The sequence below is a fragment of the Glycomyces tarimensis genome (genome assembly GCF_054776215.1).
In genome coordinates, this window is record NZ_BAAHCB010000020.1 from 423,223 (window position 1) to 436,730 (window position 13,508).

A 13,508-nucleotide genomic window follows, 5' to 3' on the forward strand; every position below is an offset into this window, starting at 1 on the left:
CCCCGCGGCCATGGCCTCGCCGTCGAGGCTCTCGACGAGCTCCTCGAGCGCCCAGCGGTGCTCGCCCGCGAACAGGTCGATGTAGTCCAGCGGCACGGTGTCGTCGTTCTCCACGGCGAGTTCGCCGAGGAGCGCGGTGCCCGTGCGGAGCTCGGTGGCGGCTTCGGTGAGGGCGCCCGCGGCGGCCCCGTCGTCGTCGGCCAGCTCCGCGGCCTCGGCGATGCGGTTGGCCGCGAACTCGAGGTGCAGCTGGGCGCGGCCGAGGTCGTTCCCGGCGAGCGCGAGCTGGGCGCGCTCGGTGGAGCGCTTGACGTTGTAGAGCGTCTCGCCCGGCAGCGCGTCCCCCGAGGCGGCGGAGACGCCGGAGATGGCGACGGTGCCGGTGAGGAGGGCGCTGACGATGGCGATGCGCCTGCCGCCGCGCGGGCGGCGGGGGAACAGCTCGTCGAGGACGGGCGGCCCGGCCGCCGCGGGGACGGCGGCGCTGGCCCGGTGCCGGGCGGTGACGCCGATGCCCTCGTCGGCGGCGACGGCCATGATCCGGCGCCGGGTGGCATCCTGCCACTGCGCCGACGGGCGGCTGGCGGCCATCATCTGGTCGCCGAGGTCGTGGAGGCGTTCGGTGACGCTCACGAGTTCGGCGAGTTCTTCCGCTGACGCACCCGATGGGTGAGCGGTCTCGCTCGAGTGAGGGTGGCTGGGACCGTCGGAATCAAGCTGACGTGCGAATTCCTCCGCGCGCCGGCGTTCCAATGGGTTGTAGATCACCGGGCACACCCCCTCTCACTGCATGGATCCTGCTCCTGTACCTAGAACAACGCACGAGTAGCCCCTGAGGTTACGGCCTGGCTTGGCGGTGTGGGTCGTGATACAGGGCTCATGCCCTGGTAAACGGGTTTCCATCGGTTTCCCGACTCCGGAGGGGAGCCCGGGGCGGTCCTCAGCCCCGGAAGCCCTCCGGCAGGAGCCGTGCGAGCGTGCGCACGGCCCGGTACTGGAGCGCCTTGACCGCGCCCTCGTTCTTGCCCATGGTGCGGGCCGTCTCGGCGACCGTGAAGCCCTGCAAGAACCGCAGGACGATGCATTCCTGCTGGTCGGGGTTGAGCTTCTTGACGGCGGTGAGCAGCGTGGCGTTGGTGAGCTTCTCCAGCGTGGCGGTCTCGGGCGAGGTGGACGGGTCGGTCTCCGGCGAGTCGGCGCCGAGCACGTCCGGCTTGGCGATCTCCAGCCGGTACCGCCCCGACTTGAAGTGGTCGACCACCAGGTTCCGCGCGATGGTGACGAGCCAGGCCCCGAAGGCCCGCCCCTGCCAGCTGAAGCTGGAGATGCGCCGCAGCGCCCGCAGGAACGTCTCGGACGCGAGGTCTTCGGCGAGCTGGGCGTTGTTGACGCGGAAGTAGATGTACCGGTAGACGGTCTCGCTGTAGCGGTCGTAGATCTCGGCGAAGGCCGAGGAGTCCCCCGCCTGCGCCCTGGCGACCAGCGCGGCGACCTCCTCGCCGTCGGCCTGGTCTTCGGGTTCGCGGCGGTGCTTGCCGCTGTGCGGATCGGCCTCGGCGCTCGGGGCGGCCCCCTGGTCGGCGGCCGGGCCGGCGTGGACGGAGTTCTGCTCGGCGGTGCCGGTGTCGAGGCTCAGGACCGCCCACAGGGCATGCCGGAGCCGTTCCAGGCTCGCCGTGCCGGTCAACGCCAGGACTTCGGCGATCGAGTTGCCGCGAAGGAAGGGGACGGTGTCTGCTGTGGGCACCACAGTTCGATGGCTCGCGAGCGTCGCCATGGCTGGTGCAATACCGGGCACTAGTGGCCTCCTCGTGTGAGGGGTCGGGCCGAGTCATGCGATCGGGTCCCGCAGGGACTGACCCGCCTGAGTCTAGGAATCGCAACGGCGCTCCTGAGGGATTTGGAGTCGGCGTGTCGCAATGAGTGACGGCCACGGGCCGGCCGATGTCGATCTTGGAAGCCGCAACCGGCGTACCCTTCCTTGCGGGGGCGGAATCCCACCATTACCTCCCCATATGATGTTCAGCGGCCCGGCATCCCGGGCCCGTTCCCGCTCAATAGTGAGCGAGGAATGACAGAGGGTGTCGCACAGCTTGTGCGATCTGGACGAGCGGACCCGGATTCGGCGGGGGACCAGGGTGAACAGACTGACACTTTTGACCACAAAGGATTGCCATCTGTGCGAATCGGCGAGGGCCGACCTCGACGCGGTGGCCCGCGAGACGGGAGTCGGGTGGACCGAGGTCGACGTGGCCGACGACCGGGAGCTCGCACGCGAGTACGGCGACCGGCTGCCGGTGGTGCTGCTCGACGGCGCCGAGCACGGCTACTGGGACGTCGACGTGCCGCGTTTGAAGCAGGACCTCGCGGCCGGCGCGTGACGCGCCGAGAAATCCGGGTTTGCGGGCATCGGGTCTGTTTCGGGGCAAAATGATCCTGACGGTGACTCGCCGGGCGCCCCGACAGGTTCGGTACAGCTGAGCGCTGCTCAGCGATACGGGGGTGTACCGCCCCGGGGTGCCCGCGAGTCGCCTCAGTCGTCACGCCGAGAAGCCGAGGACCGCCCGTGGTCGGCCGCCTCGATGCGGGCCGGGCGGTCCGAACGTGTGAGCGCCCCGCCGGTTAGCACTGCCTATGCGATCTGCGCGACAGGCCACGCCCTAAGCTGAGTAACTCACAGGCGCTGTGCACCGCGCGAACGAACGTACAGGCGGGAACGCACAGGCGGCGAGAGACCTGGAGCTTCATTGACGACCACCGGCGAAGGCACCGACCACCGAGGCCCCGCGCACCTCCACTTGGCCGCGGCCGCCGACCTCCCGGCCGCCACCGTTCGGCGCCTGCCCGAATACCTGCGGGCGCTCTCGACGCTCACCGACGCCGGCGTCGACACCGTCTCCTCCGAGACGCTGGCCGCCGCCACCGGCGTCAACTCGGCGATGCTCCGCAAGGACCTCTCCCAGCTCGGGGCGACCGGCATGCGCGGCGTCGGCTACAACGTGGCGACGCTCGCCTCCTATATCGCCGGAGTGCTCGGACTCACGAAAGACTCCCGCGTGGCCATCATCGGCCTTGGCCACCTGGGACAAGCCCTCGCCCGCTACCCCGGATTCAGCGAGCGCGGGTTCAACATCATTGGCCTGTTCGACGCCGACCCGGGCATCATAGGGAAGGACCTCGACGGCCTGACCGTGCGCGACGTTGCCCACCTGGCCGACGCGGTCCGCGACGAGCGCATCAACATAGGGGTGATCGCCACACCGGAAGCGGCCGCCCAACATGTGGCCGATCTCCTCGTACAAGCTGGGGTCACAAGCATTCTCAACTTCGCGCCATGCGTGCTCGCCGTACCCGAGGGTGTGGCGGTCCGCAAAGTCGACCTGGCCGTCGAGTTGCAGATCCTGTCATTCCACGAACATCACAAGACGCACATCACTAGACGCTGAGGCGGCAAGAGACGGGAACGGTGAAGTGAACCTCCTGGTAGTCGGTATCTCGCATCGCAGTGCCGCGGTGGAGACCCTGGAACGGCTCGCGGTGGACGCCGAGTCGGGCACGCGCATGGCCGAGCGACTCCTGCGCGGCGGCGAGGTCCGCGAGGCCGTGGTGCTCTCCACATGCAACCGCGTCGAGGTCTACGCCGCCGCCGCGACGTTCCACGGCGCGCTGTCGGCGATCGTCGACGAGCTCGGCGAGCTGTGGGGCGGCTTCGCCCCAGTGCCGATCTACGGCTCCGCCGGCGTCGCCGAGAGCGGCGGGCACGAGGCCGCCCTCGACTTCGCGTCCTGCGGATACGTGCGCCACGGCGCCGACGCCGTCGCCCACGCCTTTCGCGTCGCCGCCGGGCTCGACTCCATGGTCGCCGGCGAGCCCCAGATCCTCGGGCAGTTGCGCGACGCCTACGAGTCCGCCCGCGAGGCCGACCTCGTCGGCCGCCACCTCCACGAGCTGTTCCAGCAGGCGCTGCGCGTCGGCAAGCGGGTCCACGCCGAGACCGACGTCGACGCCCACGCCCCCTCCATCGTCACCGCCGCGCTCGCCCTCGCCGAAGAGGCGCTCGGCAAACCGCTCGCCGAGGCCGACGCCGCCGTCGTCGGCGCCGGCGCCATGGGCGGCCTCGCCACCGCCACGCTCGCCCGCGCCGGCACCGCCACGCTCGCCGTCGCCAACCGCGACCGCGCCAAGGCCCGCCGCCTCGCCGCCGAGCACGGCGCGGCCGTCGCCGATTACGCCACGCTCGACTCGCTCGCCTCCGGCGTCGACCTGCTCGTGTGCGCCACCGCCTCGCCCGCGCCGGTCATCGACGCCGCCGCGCTCGAAGGCCGCCGCTCCCGGCTGGTCGTCTGCGACCTGGCGCTGCCGCGCGACGTCGCCGAGGACGTCGCGGCGCTCGACGGCGTCCACGTCATCGACATCGCCGAGATCCAGCGCTCCGCGTTCGCGGGGGCCGGCGCCGAGACCCTCGCCGAGGTCGAGCGGCTCATCGCCGAGGAGATCGAGGCCTACACCGAGAGCCTGCGCGCCGACGCCGTCACCCCGACCGTGGCCGCGCTGCGGTCCGCCGCCGCCGGCATCGTCGAGACCGAGCTCGCCCGCGTCGCCCGCCGCGGCGATTTCACCGACGACCAGCGCGCCGAGGTCGCCCGCACCGTCCACCGCGTCGTCCAGCGCCTCCTCCACGAGCCGACCGTCCGCGTCCGCGAGCTGTCCGGCCGCCCCGGCGCGCCCGACTACGCCCAGGCCCTGCGCGAGCTGTTCGCGCTGAGCCCCGAGACCGTCGCCGATCCCCACGACGCCGCCCTCATCGAAGCCTTGAAGATCGTTCCGGAAGGTGGCACCAAGTGATCCGTGTCGGCACCAGGGCGTCGAAGCTCGCGCTCGCCCAGACCAAGACCGTCGCCGACGAACTCGCCCGCGTCTCGGGCGAGGACGTCGAACTCGTGGAGATCAAGACCACAGGAGACGGGACGACGGTGCCGGTCGCGCAGCTCGGCGTCGGCGTGTTCGTCAACCAACTGCGCGACGCCCTGGAACGCGAGGAGATCGACATCGCGGTCCACTCGTTCAAGGACCTCCCCACCGCCCAGCCCGAGCACCTCGTCATCGCCGTGCCGCCGCGCGCCGACCCCCGCGACGTGCTCGTCTCCCGGGGCGGCCGCACCCTCTCCGACCTCGGCCCCGGTTCGCGCATCGGCACCGGATCGCCCCGGCGCATCAGCCAGCTGCTCGCCCTCGGCCGCGACTTCGAGTGCGTGCCGATCCGCGGCAACATCGACACCCGCATGGCCCGCGTCGACGACGACCTCGACGCGGTCGTCATCGCCGCCGCCGGCATCAAACGGGTCGGCCGCGAGGGTGAAGTGAGCGAATACCTCGACCCGTTGGTGATGCTTCCAGCCCCGGCACAAGGGGCGTTGGCGGTCGAATGCCGCAAAGCAGACAAGACATCTGCGCGTATTTCGAGTATGCTCAACGACCGGTACTCACAAGCCGCGGTCGCCGCCGAGCGCGGTCTCCTGGAACGCCTCGAAGCCGGATGCAGCGCACCCGTCGCCGCACTCGCCGACGTCTCGGAGGGCGCAGCGCCCGGCACACTCGACTTGTATCTGCGGGGAGCGGCGTTCGCCGCCGACGGCAGCGTCACCGAGAAGCTCTCGACCACCGCCGAACTGGGGGATACCCCCGAGCTGGCGGCCGAGGCCGCCGCGGTGGGGAAGGCGCTGGCCGAGGATTTGCTCGCGAACGGTGCCGAGCAACTATTGAAGTAGACCTTTTGCTCAGACGACTGTTGATGGAGAGAACATGACCAGTGCCCGTAAGCTGGTGGGCCGCGTGCGATTCGTCGGGACCGGCCCAGGCGATCCGGGACTGCTGACCAAGCGTGCCCTCGACGCTATCAGCGAGGCCGACCGCGTCTACTACGATCGCTCGCTGCCCCAGTCGCTGATCGAGACCGCGAAGGAACTCGCCGGCGACGAGAGCAAGATCAAGCTGATCGAGAACTCTCCGAGCGACCAGGGCAAGCTCATGGCCGCCGCCGCCCGCGACGGCGAGAACATCGCCCGCCTCGTCGTCGGCGACGCCTACCCGAACCGCCTGGCGAAGGCCGAGATCAAGGCCGCCTCCGCGGAGGAGGCCCGCTTCGAGGTCATCCCGGGCATGAGCCACGCCCAGGCCGTCGCCGTCTACGCCGGCATGCCGCCCGGCGAGGTCCGCACGGTCATCGACATCGACGACATCGCCTCGCTGGAGCCGGTGGCGCTCGCCGACGCCGTCAAGCGCGGCAGCCTCACCGTCACCGCCGACGTCTCCGACCTCTCGAGCCTGCGCGACATCCTGCTGGCCGGAGGGGTCTCGGGCGAGACCGCCGTGGCCGTCACCGGCGACGCGACCGGCGAGACCCAGTACACCACCACGTCTTCTGTGGACACCTTTGTGGAGGCGGCGCTCGGTTACGCCGGGCAGGTCGTCCTCACCATCGGCCCCGGCGTCGAGGACCGCCACGAGCTCGCCTGGTGGGAGTCCCGCCCGCTGTACGGCTGGAAGGTCCTCATCCCGCGCACCAAGGAGCAGGCCGGCGTCATGTCCGAGCGCCTGCGCGCCTACGGCGCGATCCCGTGCGAGGTCCCGACGATCGCCGTCGAGCCGCCGCGCACCCCGGCCCAGATGGAACGTTCCATCAAGGGCCTGGTCGACGGCCGCTACGCGTGGATCGTGTTCACCTCTCAGAACTCCGTGAAGGCCATCTGGGAGAAGTTCAAGGAGCACGGCCTCGACGCCCGCGCCTTCGGCGGCATCAAGATCGCCTGCATCGGCGAGGCCACCGCGAACAAGGTCCGCGAGTTCGGCATCGAGCCCGAGCTCCTGCCGGCCGGGCAGCAGTCCTCCGACGGCCTGCTCGAGGTCTTCCCGCCGCACGACCCCGTCCTGGACATGGTCGGCCGGGTCCTGCTGCCGCGGGCCGACATCGCCACCGAGACCCTCGTGTCCGGGCTGAGCGAGCGCGGCTGGGAGGTCGACGACGTCACCGCCTACCGGACGGTGCGCGCCTCGCCGCCGGCCGCCGAGATCCGCGACGCGATCAAGTCCGGCGGCTTCGACGCGGTGCTGTTCACCTCGTCCTCGACGGTGCGCAACCTCGTCGGCATCGCCGGCAAGCCGCACCAGCGCACGGTCGTCGCCTGCATCGGTCCGGCCACCTCGGACACCGCGATCGAGTTCGGGCTGCGCGTCGACGCCAAGCCCGAGAACGCCTCGGTGCCCGACCTGATCGAATCGCTCGCCGAATACGCCGTGGAGCTGCGCAAGCGCCTCGCCGAGGGGCCCATCAAGACCCGGCGCGGCCAGAAAGTGCAGGGCCCCACCGCGCTGAGGTTCCGCTAGAGACCGCAAGGAGATGGCCGCAGTGCCGCGCAGAGCAACACCCGAGTTCCCGACGATTCGCCCTCGGAGGCTGCGCCGCACCGCGGCCCTTCGCCGTCTGGTCGCCGAGACCCGCGTCCATCCGGCCGACCTCGTGCTGCCGCTGTTCGTCAAAGAGGGGCTGAGCGAGCCGAAGCCGATCGCTTCCATGCCGGGCGTCTGGCAGCACTCGGTGGACTCGGCCCGCAAGCTGGCCGTGGACGCGCTGCGCGCCGGGATCGGCGGGCTCATGCCCTTCGGCATCCCGGCGAAGCGCGACGCGACCGGCTCGGGCGCGACCGACCCGGACGGGATCCTCAACGTCACCACCAGGGCGATCCGCGAGGAGATCCACGACGATCTGGTGCTCATCCCGGACCTGTGCCTCGACGAGTTCACCGACCACGGCCACTGCGGTGTGCTCAAGGACGACGGCTCGGTCGACAACGACGCCACCCTCGAGCGCTATGCCGAGATGGGCGAGCGGCTCGCCGAAGCGGGTGCCGACCTGCTGGGGGCCTCCGGAATGATGGACGGCCAGATCGGCTATGTGCGCGCGGCACTCGACCAGACCGGGCACATCGAGACCGGTCTGCTCGCCTATTCCGCCAAGTATTCGAGCGCGTTCTACGGGCCGTTCCGGGAGGCGGTCGAATCGCAGTTGCAGGGCGACCGGCGCACCTACCAGCAGAACCCGCCGAACCTGGTGGAGGCGCTGCACGAGATCGACCTGGACGTGGCCGAGGGGGCCGACATCGTCATGGTGAAGCCCGCGCTGCCCTATCTGGACATCGTGGCGGCGGCAGCCGAGCGATCGCCCGTTCCCGTTGCGGCCTACCACATCAGCGGTGAGTACGCGCAGATCGTGGCGGCGGCCGAGCGCGGCTGGATCGACAAGGACGCGGCAGTGCTGGAGAGCCTGACCTCGATCAAGCGGGCCGGGGCGGGCATCATCGCCACCTACGCCGCCCTCGACGCCGCACGGCTCTTGGGTTAACGCGCGATCGAACGACGGACCGAGGCCGGAAGTCCTGCGACTCCCGGCCACGTTCCACTGTCCCCGCTGGGGATTCGGTCGTCACTTGGCGACGGCGGAGAAAGCCGCCGCGCCCGACGTCACTTTCACGCCGAGCGCGCCTAGCGCGACTCGTGCTTCCTGCCGCCGAAGCGCATCCCGTCGACCAACAGATCGACCATGCGCTGGCTGTACGCGGGTCCCTCATCGCTCACCGGCATGCACAAGTGCGACACCGCATACAACAGATCCTTCGCGCTGACATCGTCCCGGATCTCTTCGGCCGCAGCCGCCGATTCGAGCAGTGATCCGAGTGCGGGTCCGAGCTTCTGCATGAAGTAGTCGGGCAGGGCGTCGAACGCCGGGTCGCCGGAATGCAGCGCCGAAGCCAGCCCCCGCTTGGTCACCAGGAACTCGGTGAACCGCAGCAGCCACTTCCTCAGCGCCTCCACCGGCTCATGCCGCTCGCTGAGTACCGGCGCCTCGCCGGCGGTGGCGTCCACCTCGCGCTGGAACACGGCCTTGATCAAGTCCGAGCGCTGCGGGAAGTGCCGGTACAGCGTCCCGACTCCGACCCCTGCCGTATCGGTGATCTGCTTCGCGGGCGCGTCCACGCCGGACGCCTTGAACACGGTCTTCGCGGCCTCGAGCAGCGAGTCGATGTTGCGCTGCGCGTCGGCGCGGCGCTTTTTCGGCCCGCGCTCGGTCGCCTCCGAGCCGGCCGCATCGGCCCCAGTCGTTCCCGTGTTCTCCATCACCATCGTCCCCTCGCTTGCAAACCGGAATGACTTTCCGTATCTTTGTGGAAGAGCATTCCGCTTCGGCAAGGTTACAGCACCGCGCCCTTGCCGACCACACCTCGACCACTACATCAGGAGCAGTCCATGCAGTATCGCTCACTCGGACGGACCGGCATCAAGGTCAGCCCCTTCGCACTCGGCGCCATGATGTTCGGCCCGGTCGGGAACCCCGACCAGGACGACTCGATCAAGATCATCCACAAGGCGCTCGACTCGGGCGTCAACGTCATCGACACCGCCGACATGTACTCCGCCGGCGAGTCCGAGGAGATCGTCGGCAAGGCCCTCAAGGGCCGCCGCGAGGACGTCGTGGTCGCCACCAAGGCCCGGTTCCCACTCGACTTCCACCCCGGCAGCGCCGCCCCGCCCGTCCCCAACCGCTCCGGCGCCTCGCGCGTCTGGCTCACGCGCGCCCTCGACGACTCGCTGCGCCGCCTGGGCACCGACTACATCGACCTGTACCAGATCCACCAGCCCGACCCGGACACCGACCTCGAAGAGACCCTCTCGGTGCTCACCGACTTCGTGCGCGCCGGCAAGGTCCGAGCCATCGGCACCTCCTCCCTGCCCGTCTCCCAGATCGTCCAGGCACAGTGGACCGCCGAGCGGCGCGGCCTGCACCGGTTCCGCTCCGAGCAGCCCCCGTACTCGATCCTCAACCGCGGCATCGAACGCGAAGTCCTTCCCATCGCCCAGGAATACGGCATGGGCACGCTCGTCTGGAGCCCGCTCGCCGGCGGCCTGCTCACCGGCCGCTACCGCAAGAACCAGGAGAACGCCACCCACCGCTCGCAGTTCGGCTTCAAGCACCTGACCGACGAGCGGCGCCTCGACGCGGTCGAACAGCTCATCCCCATCGCCGAGCAGGCCGGAGTCAAGCTGGCCCACCTCGCGCTGGCGTTCGTCATCAGTCACCCCGGCGTCACCTCCGCGATCATCGGTCCGCGGACCATGGAGCACCTCGACGACCTGCTCGCGGGCGTCGACGTCCGGCTCACCGACGAGATGCTCGACCAGATCGACGCGATCGTGCCGCCCGGCACCGACGTCGGCCGGCTCGACATGGAGTACGACACGCCCGCCATCCTGCGGGCTCCGCTGCGCCGCCGCCCGATCGAGGAGCGCTCGGCCGCCCTGGCCGCCTGAGCTTTGCAACCGAGCCGTATCCACCGCCACGAAAGGATCCCGCATATGACCGACCAGCAGCATCCCATCGGCACCCGCTTCACCGCCGCGTCGACGGCCGAGGACGTCCTCGATGGCATCGACCTGACGGGCAAGAACGTCGTCGTCACCGGCGGTCACTCCGGGATCGGCCTCGTCGCCACCCGCGCACTCAGCAAGGCCGGCGCCTCCGTCACCGTCGGCTCGCGCGACCCGCACCGCGCCGCCGCCGCGGTGGAGGGCATCGAGCGCGTCGAGGTGAGCCGACTCGACCTCATGGACCCGGCATCGGTCGACGCCTTCGCCGAGCGCTGGCTCGACTCCGGCCGTCCGCTCCACATGCTGCTCAACAACGCGGCCCTGCCGGCTCCCGCCGAGATCGAGTATGACGCGCGCGGCTACGAGGCGCAGTTCTCGACCAACCATCTCGGGCACTTCCAGTTGACGCTGGGCCTGTTCCCGGCACTGCGCGCCGCTCGTGGCGCGCGGGTGGTCAACACCTCGTCCGGCGCTCAGCGCCTCGGTGAGATCCGTTGGGACGACCCGAACTTCACCTCCGGGGACTACGACCCCAACGTGGCCTACGCCCAGTCCAAGCTCGCCAACGTGCTGTTCGCCGTCGAGCTGGACCGCCGGTGGGCCGCCGATGGCATCCGCGGCTACGCCGTGCATCCGGGCGTCGTCGTCGGCACGAGTTTGAACAGCGCCGCGGGCTCGGACGCACTGCGGGCCATGGGGCTGATCGACGAGACCGGTCAGCCCATCATCGATCCGGAACTCGGCAAGAAGACCCCGGAGCAGGGCGCCGCCACCATCGTGTTCGGGGCGACCAGCCCGATGCTCGGCGAGATCGGCGGCGTCTACCTGAAGGACAACGACATCTCGCGGCTGGACGACGAGCCGAGGCCGCTCACCGCCGACAGCATCCCGTCCGAGGCCACGTCGCACTCGATCGACCCCGAGGCCGCCCAGCACCTCTGGGAGTTCAGCGAGCAGCTCCTCAAGGCCTGAGGCCCGCTGGGTTCACCGGGGACCGAACGGCCGTGAGCGTCGTTCGGCCTCCGGTAACCGCACGTCGATGGCCGGAGGCGAGGTCAGCGATCCCCGCGACCCGGAGGGCCATTCCCAGCGGCGGGTTCGGCGAGATGGCGCTGAGTCCGCTGACCAGGCATATGAGGCAGCCGAGCCCGAGGAAGGCAGCCGCGAGGATCACCGATCCGGGCATCCTGGGCCGTTCAGGGGAAGCGGATCGGTTCACGGGAGCTCCCAGGGGCGTCGGCGGGTCCGGGGCGCGTTCCGTCGGTTGTAGCCTATGCCGCTCCCCAGGGACCAGCGTCCACGGCGAACTCCGGTGCGAGGCGACCTCAATGGCTCCGAGCCCGGTGTCCTCGGCCGTGCCTCCACACCGCACCGGTTGCTCGGTCTGTTACGCCATGACTGGTCCGGCTTCGGCGCTCCGTGCCTCGGCGATCTCGATGACGCCGTCGAGTCGCCGGAGCGCGGCCTGCAAGCGGTCGACGGTGTCGCCGATGCGGTCCCGTTCGGCGTGGAGCATGCGCCGCTGCGCCTCGTCGGTCAATCCGGTGTCGACGCACGGCAGCAGCTCGGCGATGCGGCGGCTGGACAGCCCCGCGGCGTACATGTCCTGGAAGAAGGCGACCTTCTCGACCGCGCTCTCGGGGTAGAGCCGCTGCCCTGACGGGCTCCGCTCGGGCTCCAACAGGCCCTGCTCCTCGTAATACCGCAGCGCCCGGACGCTCACCCCAGTGCGCTTGGACAGATCGCCGATCCGCATCACAGTAATTTCCTCCGCTTCACCCTTGCCTCTGACGCTAACGTCAGGTTTTAGCGTAGCTCTTATGAAGATCAATGGAGCAACAGCACTCGTCACCGGAGCCAACCGCGGACTCGGGCGCGCCTTCGCCCAGCACCTCCTCGATCGGGGAGCCGACAAGGTCTACGCGGCGGCACGCCGCCCCGAGACCATCGACCTCCCCGGCGTCGAGCCGATCCAGCTCGACATCACCGACCCCGAGCAGGTGCGGCGAGCCGCCGAGCGCGCCGGCGACGTCACGCTGCTGGTCAACAACGCCGGTATCAACACCTTCCAGGACCTTGTCGAGGGTGACCTCGACAAGACCAGGTCCGAGCTCGAGACGCACCTGTTCGGATCGCTGCGCATGGTGCGCGCCTTCGCGCCCGTGCTGGGGGTCAACGGCGGCGGCGCGATCGTCAACGTCCTGTCCGCCAGTTCGTGGTTCGGGCTCAAGGGCGTCAACTCGTACCACGTGGCGAAGGCGGCCCAGTGGGCTATGACCAACGGCGTCCGCCTCGAGCTCGCAGGGCAGGGGACGCTCGTGACCGGGCTCCATCTCGGCATGGCCGACACCGACATGGTCGCCGGATTCGACGGACCGAAACTGGCGCCCGAGCAGGTGGCCCGCGCTGCCTTCGACGGTGTCGAGAACGAGGAATGGGAGGTGCTCGCCGACGACTGGAGCAGGCACATCAAGTCCTCGCTCTCGTCCGACCCGCGCCCGTTCTACGAGAACATGGAGCTTCCCGCTTAACGACCGCGCGCCCAACCACTCCGAGGAGCACGACGACACTGGGCCTCGGCCGGCCTTTCGAATTCCACCGGCCGGGGCCGAGTGCGGGCCTTGGAGTCTTACTGTGCGGTGACGAGTTTCCGAAACTCGTAGGAGTTCGGTGGCGGCCGCCCGTGCGGTGCGGGGATGCCACGGGGAGCCCGGCAATGGCCGCCGGTGCGTTGGCGGAACGGGCGGGCGCGATGGTCGTTCTGCGTCAAGGGCGGCGGCGATGACGAGGTGGCGGTTTGGCCGGTGCTGGTGTCCTGGGGTGGGCGCCGGTGTGGTCGGGCGGGGTGCCTGCCGAGCCCGGCAATGGTCGGGCGGGGGCCTGCTGAGACCTGCAATGGAGGCGGGGGCGTTGGCGGGAACGTGCGGGCGTGATGGTCACTCTGCGCCAAGGCGGCGACAAAAGCGGTGGCAGGTGGGGTGGCGTTGGTTTGTCGGCGCGGAGGTGGTCGGTGGTGCCGGGTGGGGGGCTTGTCCCTTTGGTGTTGACACCGTCCTATGCGGCGCGGGCTAGGTTAGCTTGCCGCTGTT

The 13,508-nt window shown here is 70.0% G+C and carries 13 protein-coding genes; 9 read left to right on the forward strand and 4 right to left on the reverse strand.

Translation table 11 applies throughout. The features are described 5' to 3' along the window. Both ACYVK3_RS16880 and ACYVK3_RS16885 read right to left on the reverse strand, forming a co-directional pair. On the reverse strand, positions 1-633 hold a 633-nt coding region (locus ACYVK3_RS16880), incomplete at its 3' end, for a DUF5667 domain-containing protein (RefSeq protein WP_460498493.1). Between the two features lie 307 nt (positions 634-940). Next, a complete protein-coding gene (locus ACYVK3_RS16885) occupies positions 941-1,747 on the reverse strand; it encodes an ECF subfamily RNA polymerase sigma factor, BldN family (RefSeq protein ID WP_460498494.1) in 807 nt (268 codons plus the stop codon). Between the two features lie 373 nt (positions 1,748-2,120). Here ACYVK3_RS16885 and ACYVK3_RS16890 point away from each other — a divergent pair, with 373 nt between their 5' ends. From ACYVK3_RS16890 to hemB, 6 genes are all read left to right on the forward strand, one after another. After that, positions 2,121-2,381, forward strand: coding sequence for a glutaredoxin family protein (locus tag ACYVK3_RS16890; RefSeq protein ID WP_460498518.1), 261 nt, complete (start codon positions 2,121-2,123; stop codon positions 2,379-2,381). Between the two features lie 366 nt (positions 2,382-2,747). Beyond that, positions 2,748-3,446, forward strand: coding sequence for a redox-sensing transcriptional repressor Rex (locus ACYVK3_RS16895; protein ID WP_460498495.1), 699 nt, complete (start codon positions 2,748-2,750; stop codon positions 3,444-3,446). Between the two features lie 25 nt (positions 3,447-3,471). Then, positions 3,472-4,845, forward strand: a complete 1,374-nt coding sequence (gene hemA / locus ACYVK3_RS16900) for a glutamyl-tRNA reductase (RefSeq protein WP_460498496.1) — start codon at positions 3,472-3,474, stop codon at positions 4,843-4,845. Further along, entirely contained in the window at positions 4,842-5,768 is a 927-nt protein-coding gene (hemC, locus tag ACYVK3_RS16905; RefSeq protein ID WP_460498497.1) for a hydroxymethylbilane synthase, read from the forward strand. The genes hemA and hemC overlap by 4 nt, the downstream gene beginning before the upstream one ends. 34 nt (positions 5,769-5,802) lie before the next feature. After that, positions 5,803-7,383, forward strand: coding sequence for a bifunctional uroporphyrinogen-III C-methyltransferase/uroporphyrinogen-III synthase (locus tag ACYVK3_RS16910; protein WP_460498498.1), 1,581 nt, complete (start codon positions 5,803-5,805; stop codon positions 7,381-7,383). Between the two features lie 22 nt (positions 7,384-7,405). Continuing rightward, positions 7,406-8,398 (forward strand): porphobilinogen synthase, encoded by a 993-nt coding sequence (gene hemB, locus ACYVK3_RS16915; protein ID WP_460498499.1) that lies wholly within the window; start codon positions 7,406-7,408, stop codon positions 8,396-8,398. A 140-nt stretch (positions 8,399-8,538) separates the two neighbouring features. Here hemB and ACYVK3_RS16920 read toward each other — a convergent pair whose 3' ends face one another. After that, positions 8,539-9,171 (reverse strand): TetR/AcrR family transcriptional regulator, encoded by a 633-nt coding sequence (locus ACYVK3_RS16920; RefSeq protein ID WP_460498500.1) that lies wholly within the window; start codon positions 9,169-9,171, stop codon positions 8,539-8,541. 129 nt (positions 9,172-9,300) lie between these two features. On the opposite strand from ACYVK3_RS16920, the gene ACYVK3_RS16925 reads away from it, so the two are divergent. Together ACYVK3_RS16925 and ACYVK3_RS16930 are read left to right on the forward strand one after the other, a co-directional pair. Further along, a complete protein-coding gene (locus tag ACYVK3_RS16925) occupies positions 9,301-10,362 on the forward strand; it encodes an aldo-keto reductase family protein (RefSeq protein WP_460498501.1) in 1,062 nt (353 codons plus the stop codon). 45 nt (positions 10,363-10,407) lie between these two features. Continuing rightward, entirely contained in the window at positions 10,408-11,391 is a 984-nt protein-coding gene (locus ACYVK3_RS16930) for an SDR family NAD(P)-dependent oxidoreductase (protein WP_460498502.1), read from the forward strand. A 415-nt stretch (positions 11,392-11,806) separates the two neighbouring features. Here ACYVK3_RS16930 and ACYVK3_RS16935 read toward each other — a convergent pair whose 3' ends face one another. Beyond that, positions 11,807-12,175 (reverse strand): MerR family transcriptional regulator, encoded by a 369-nt coding sequence (locus ACYVK3_RS16935; protein ID WP_460498503.1) that lies wholly within the window; start codon positions 12,173-12,175, stop codon positions 11,807-11,809. 64 nt (positions 12,176-12,239) lie between these two features. On the opposite strand from ACYVK3_RS16935, the gene ACYVK3_RS16940 reads away from it, so the two are divergent. After that, entirely contained in the window at positions 12,240-12,950 is a 711-nt protein-coding gene (locus ACYVK3_RS16940; RefSeq protein WP_460498504.1) for an SDR family oxidoreductase, read from the forward strand. Positions 12,951-13,508 lie beyond the last annotated feature (558 nt).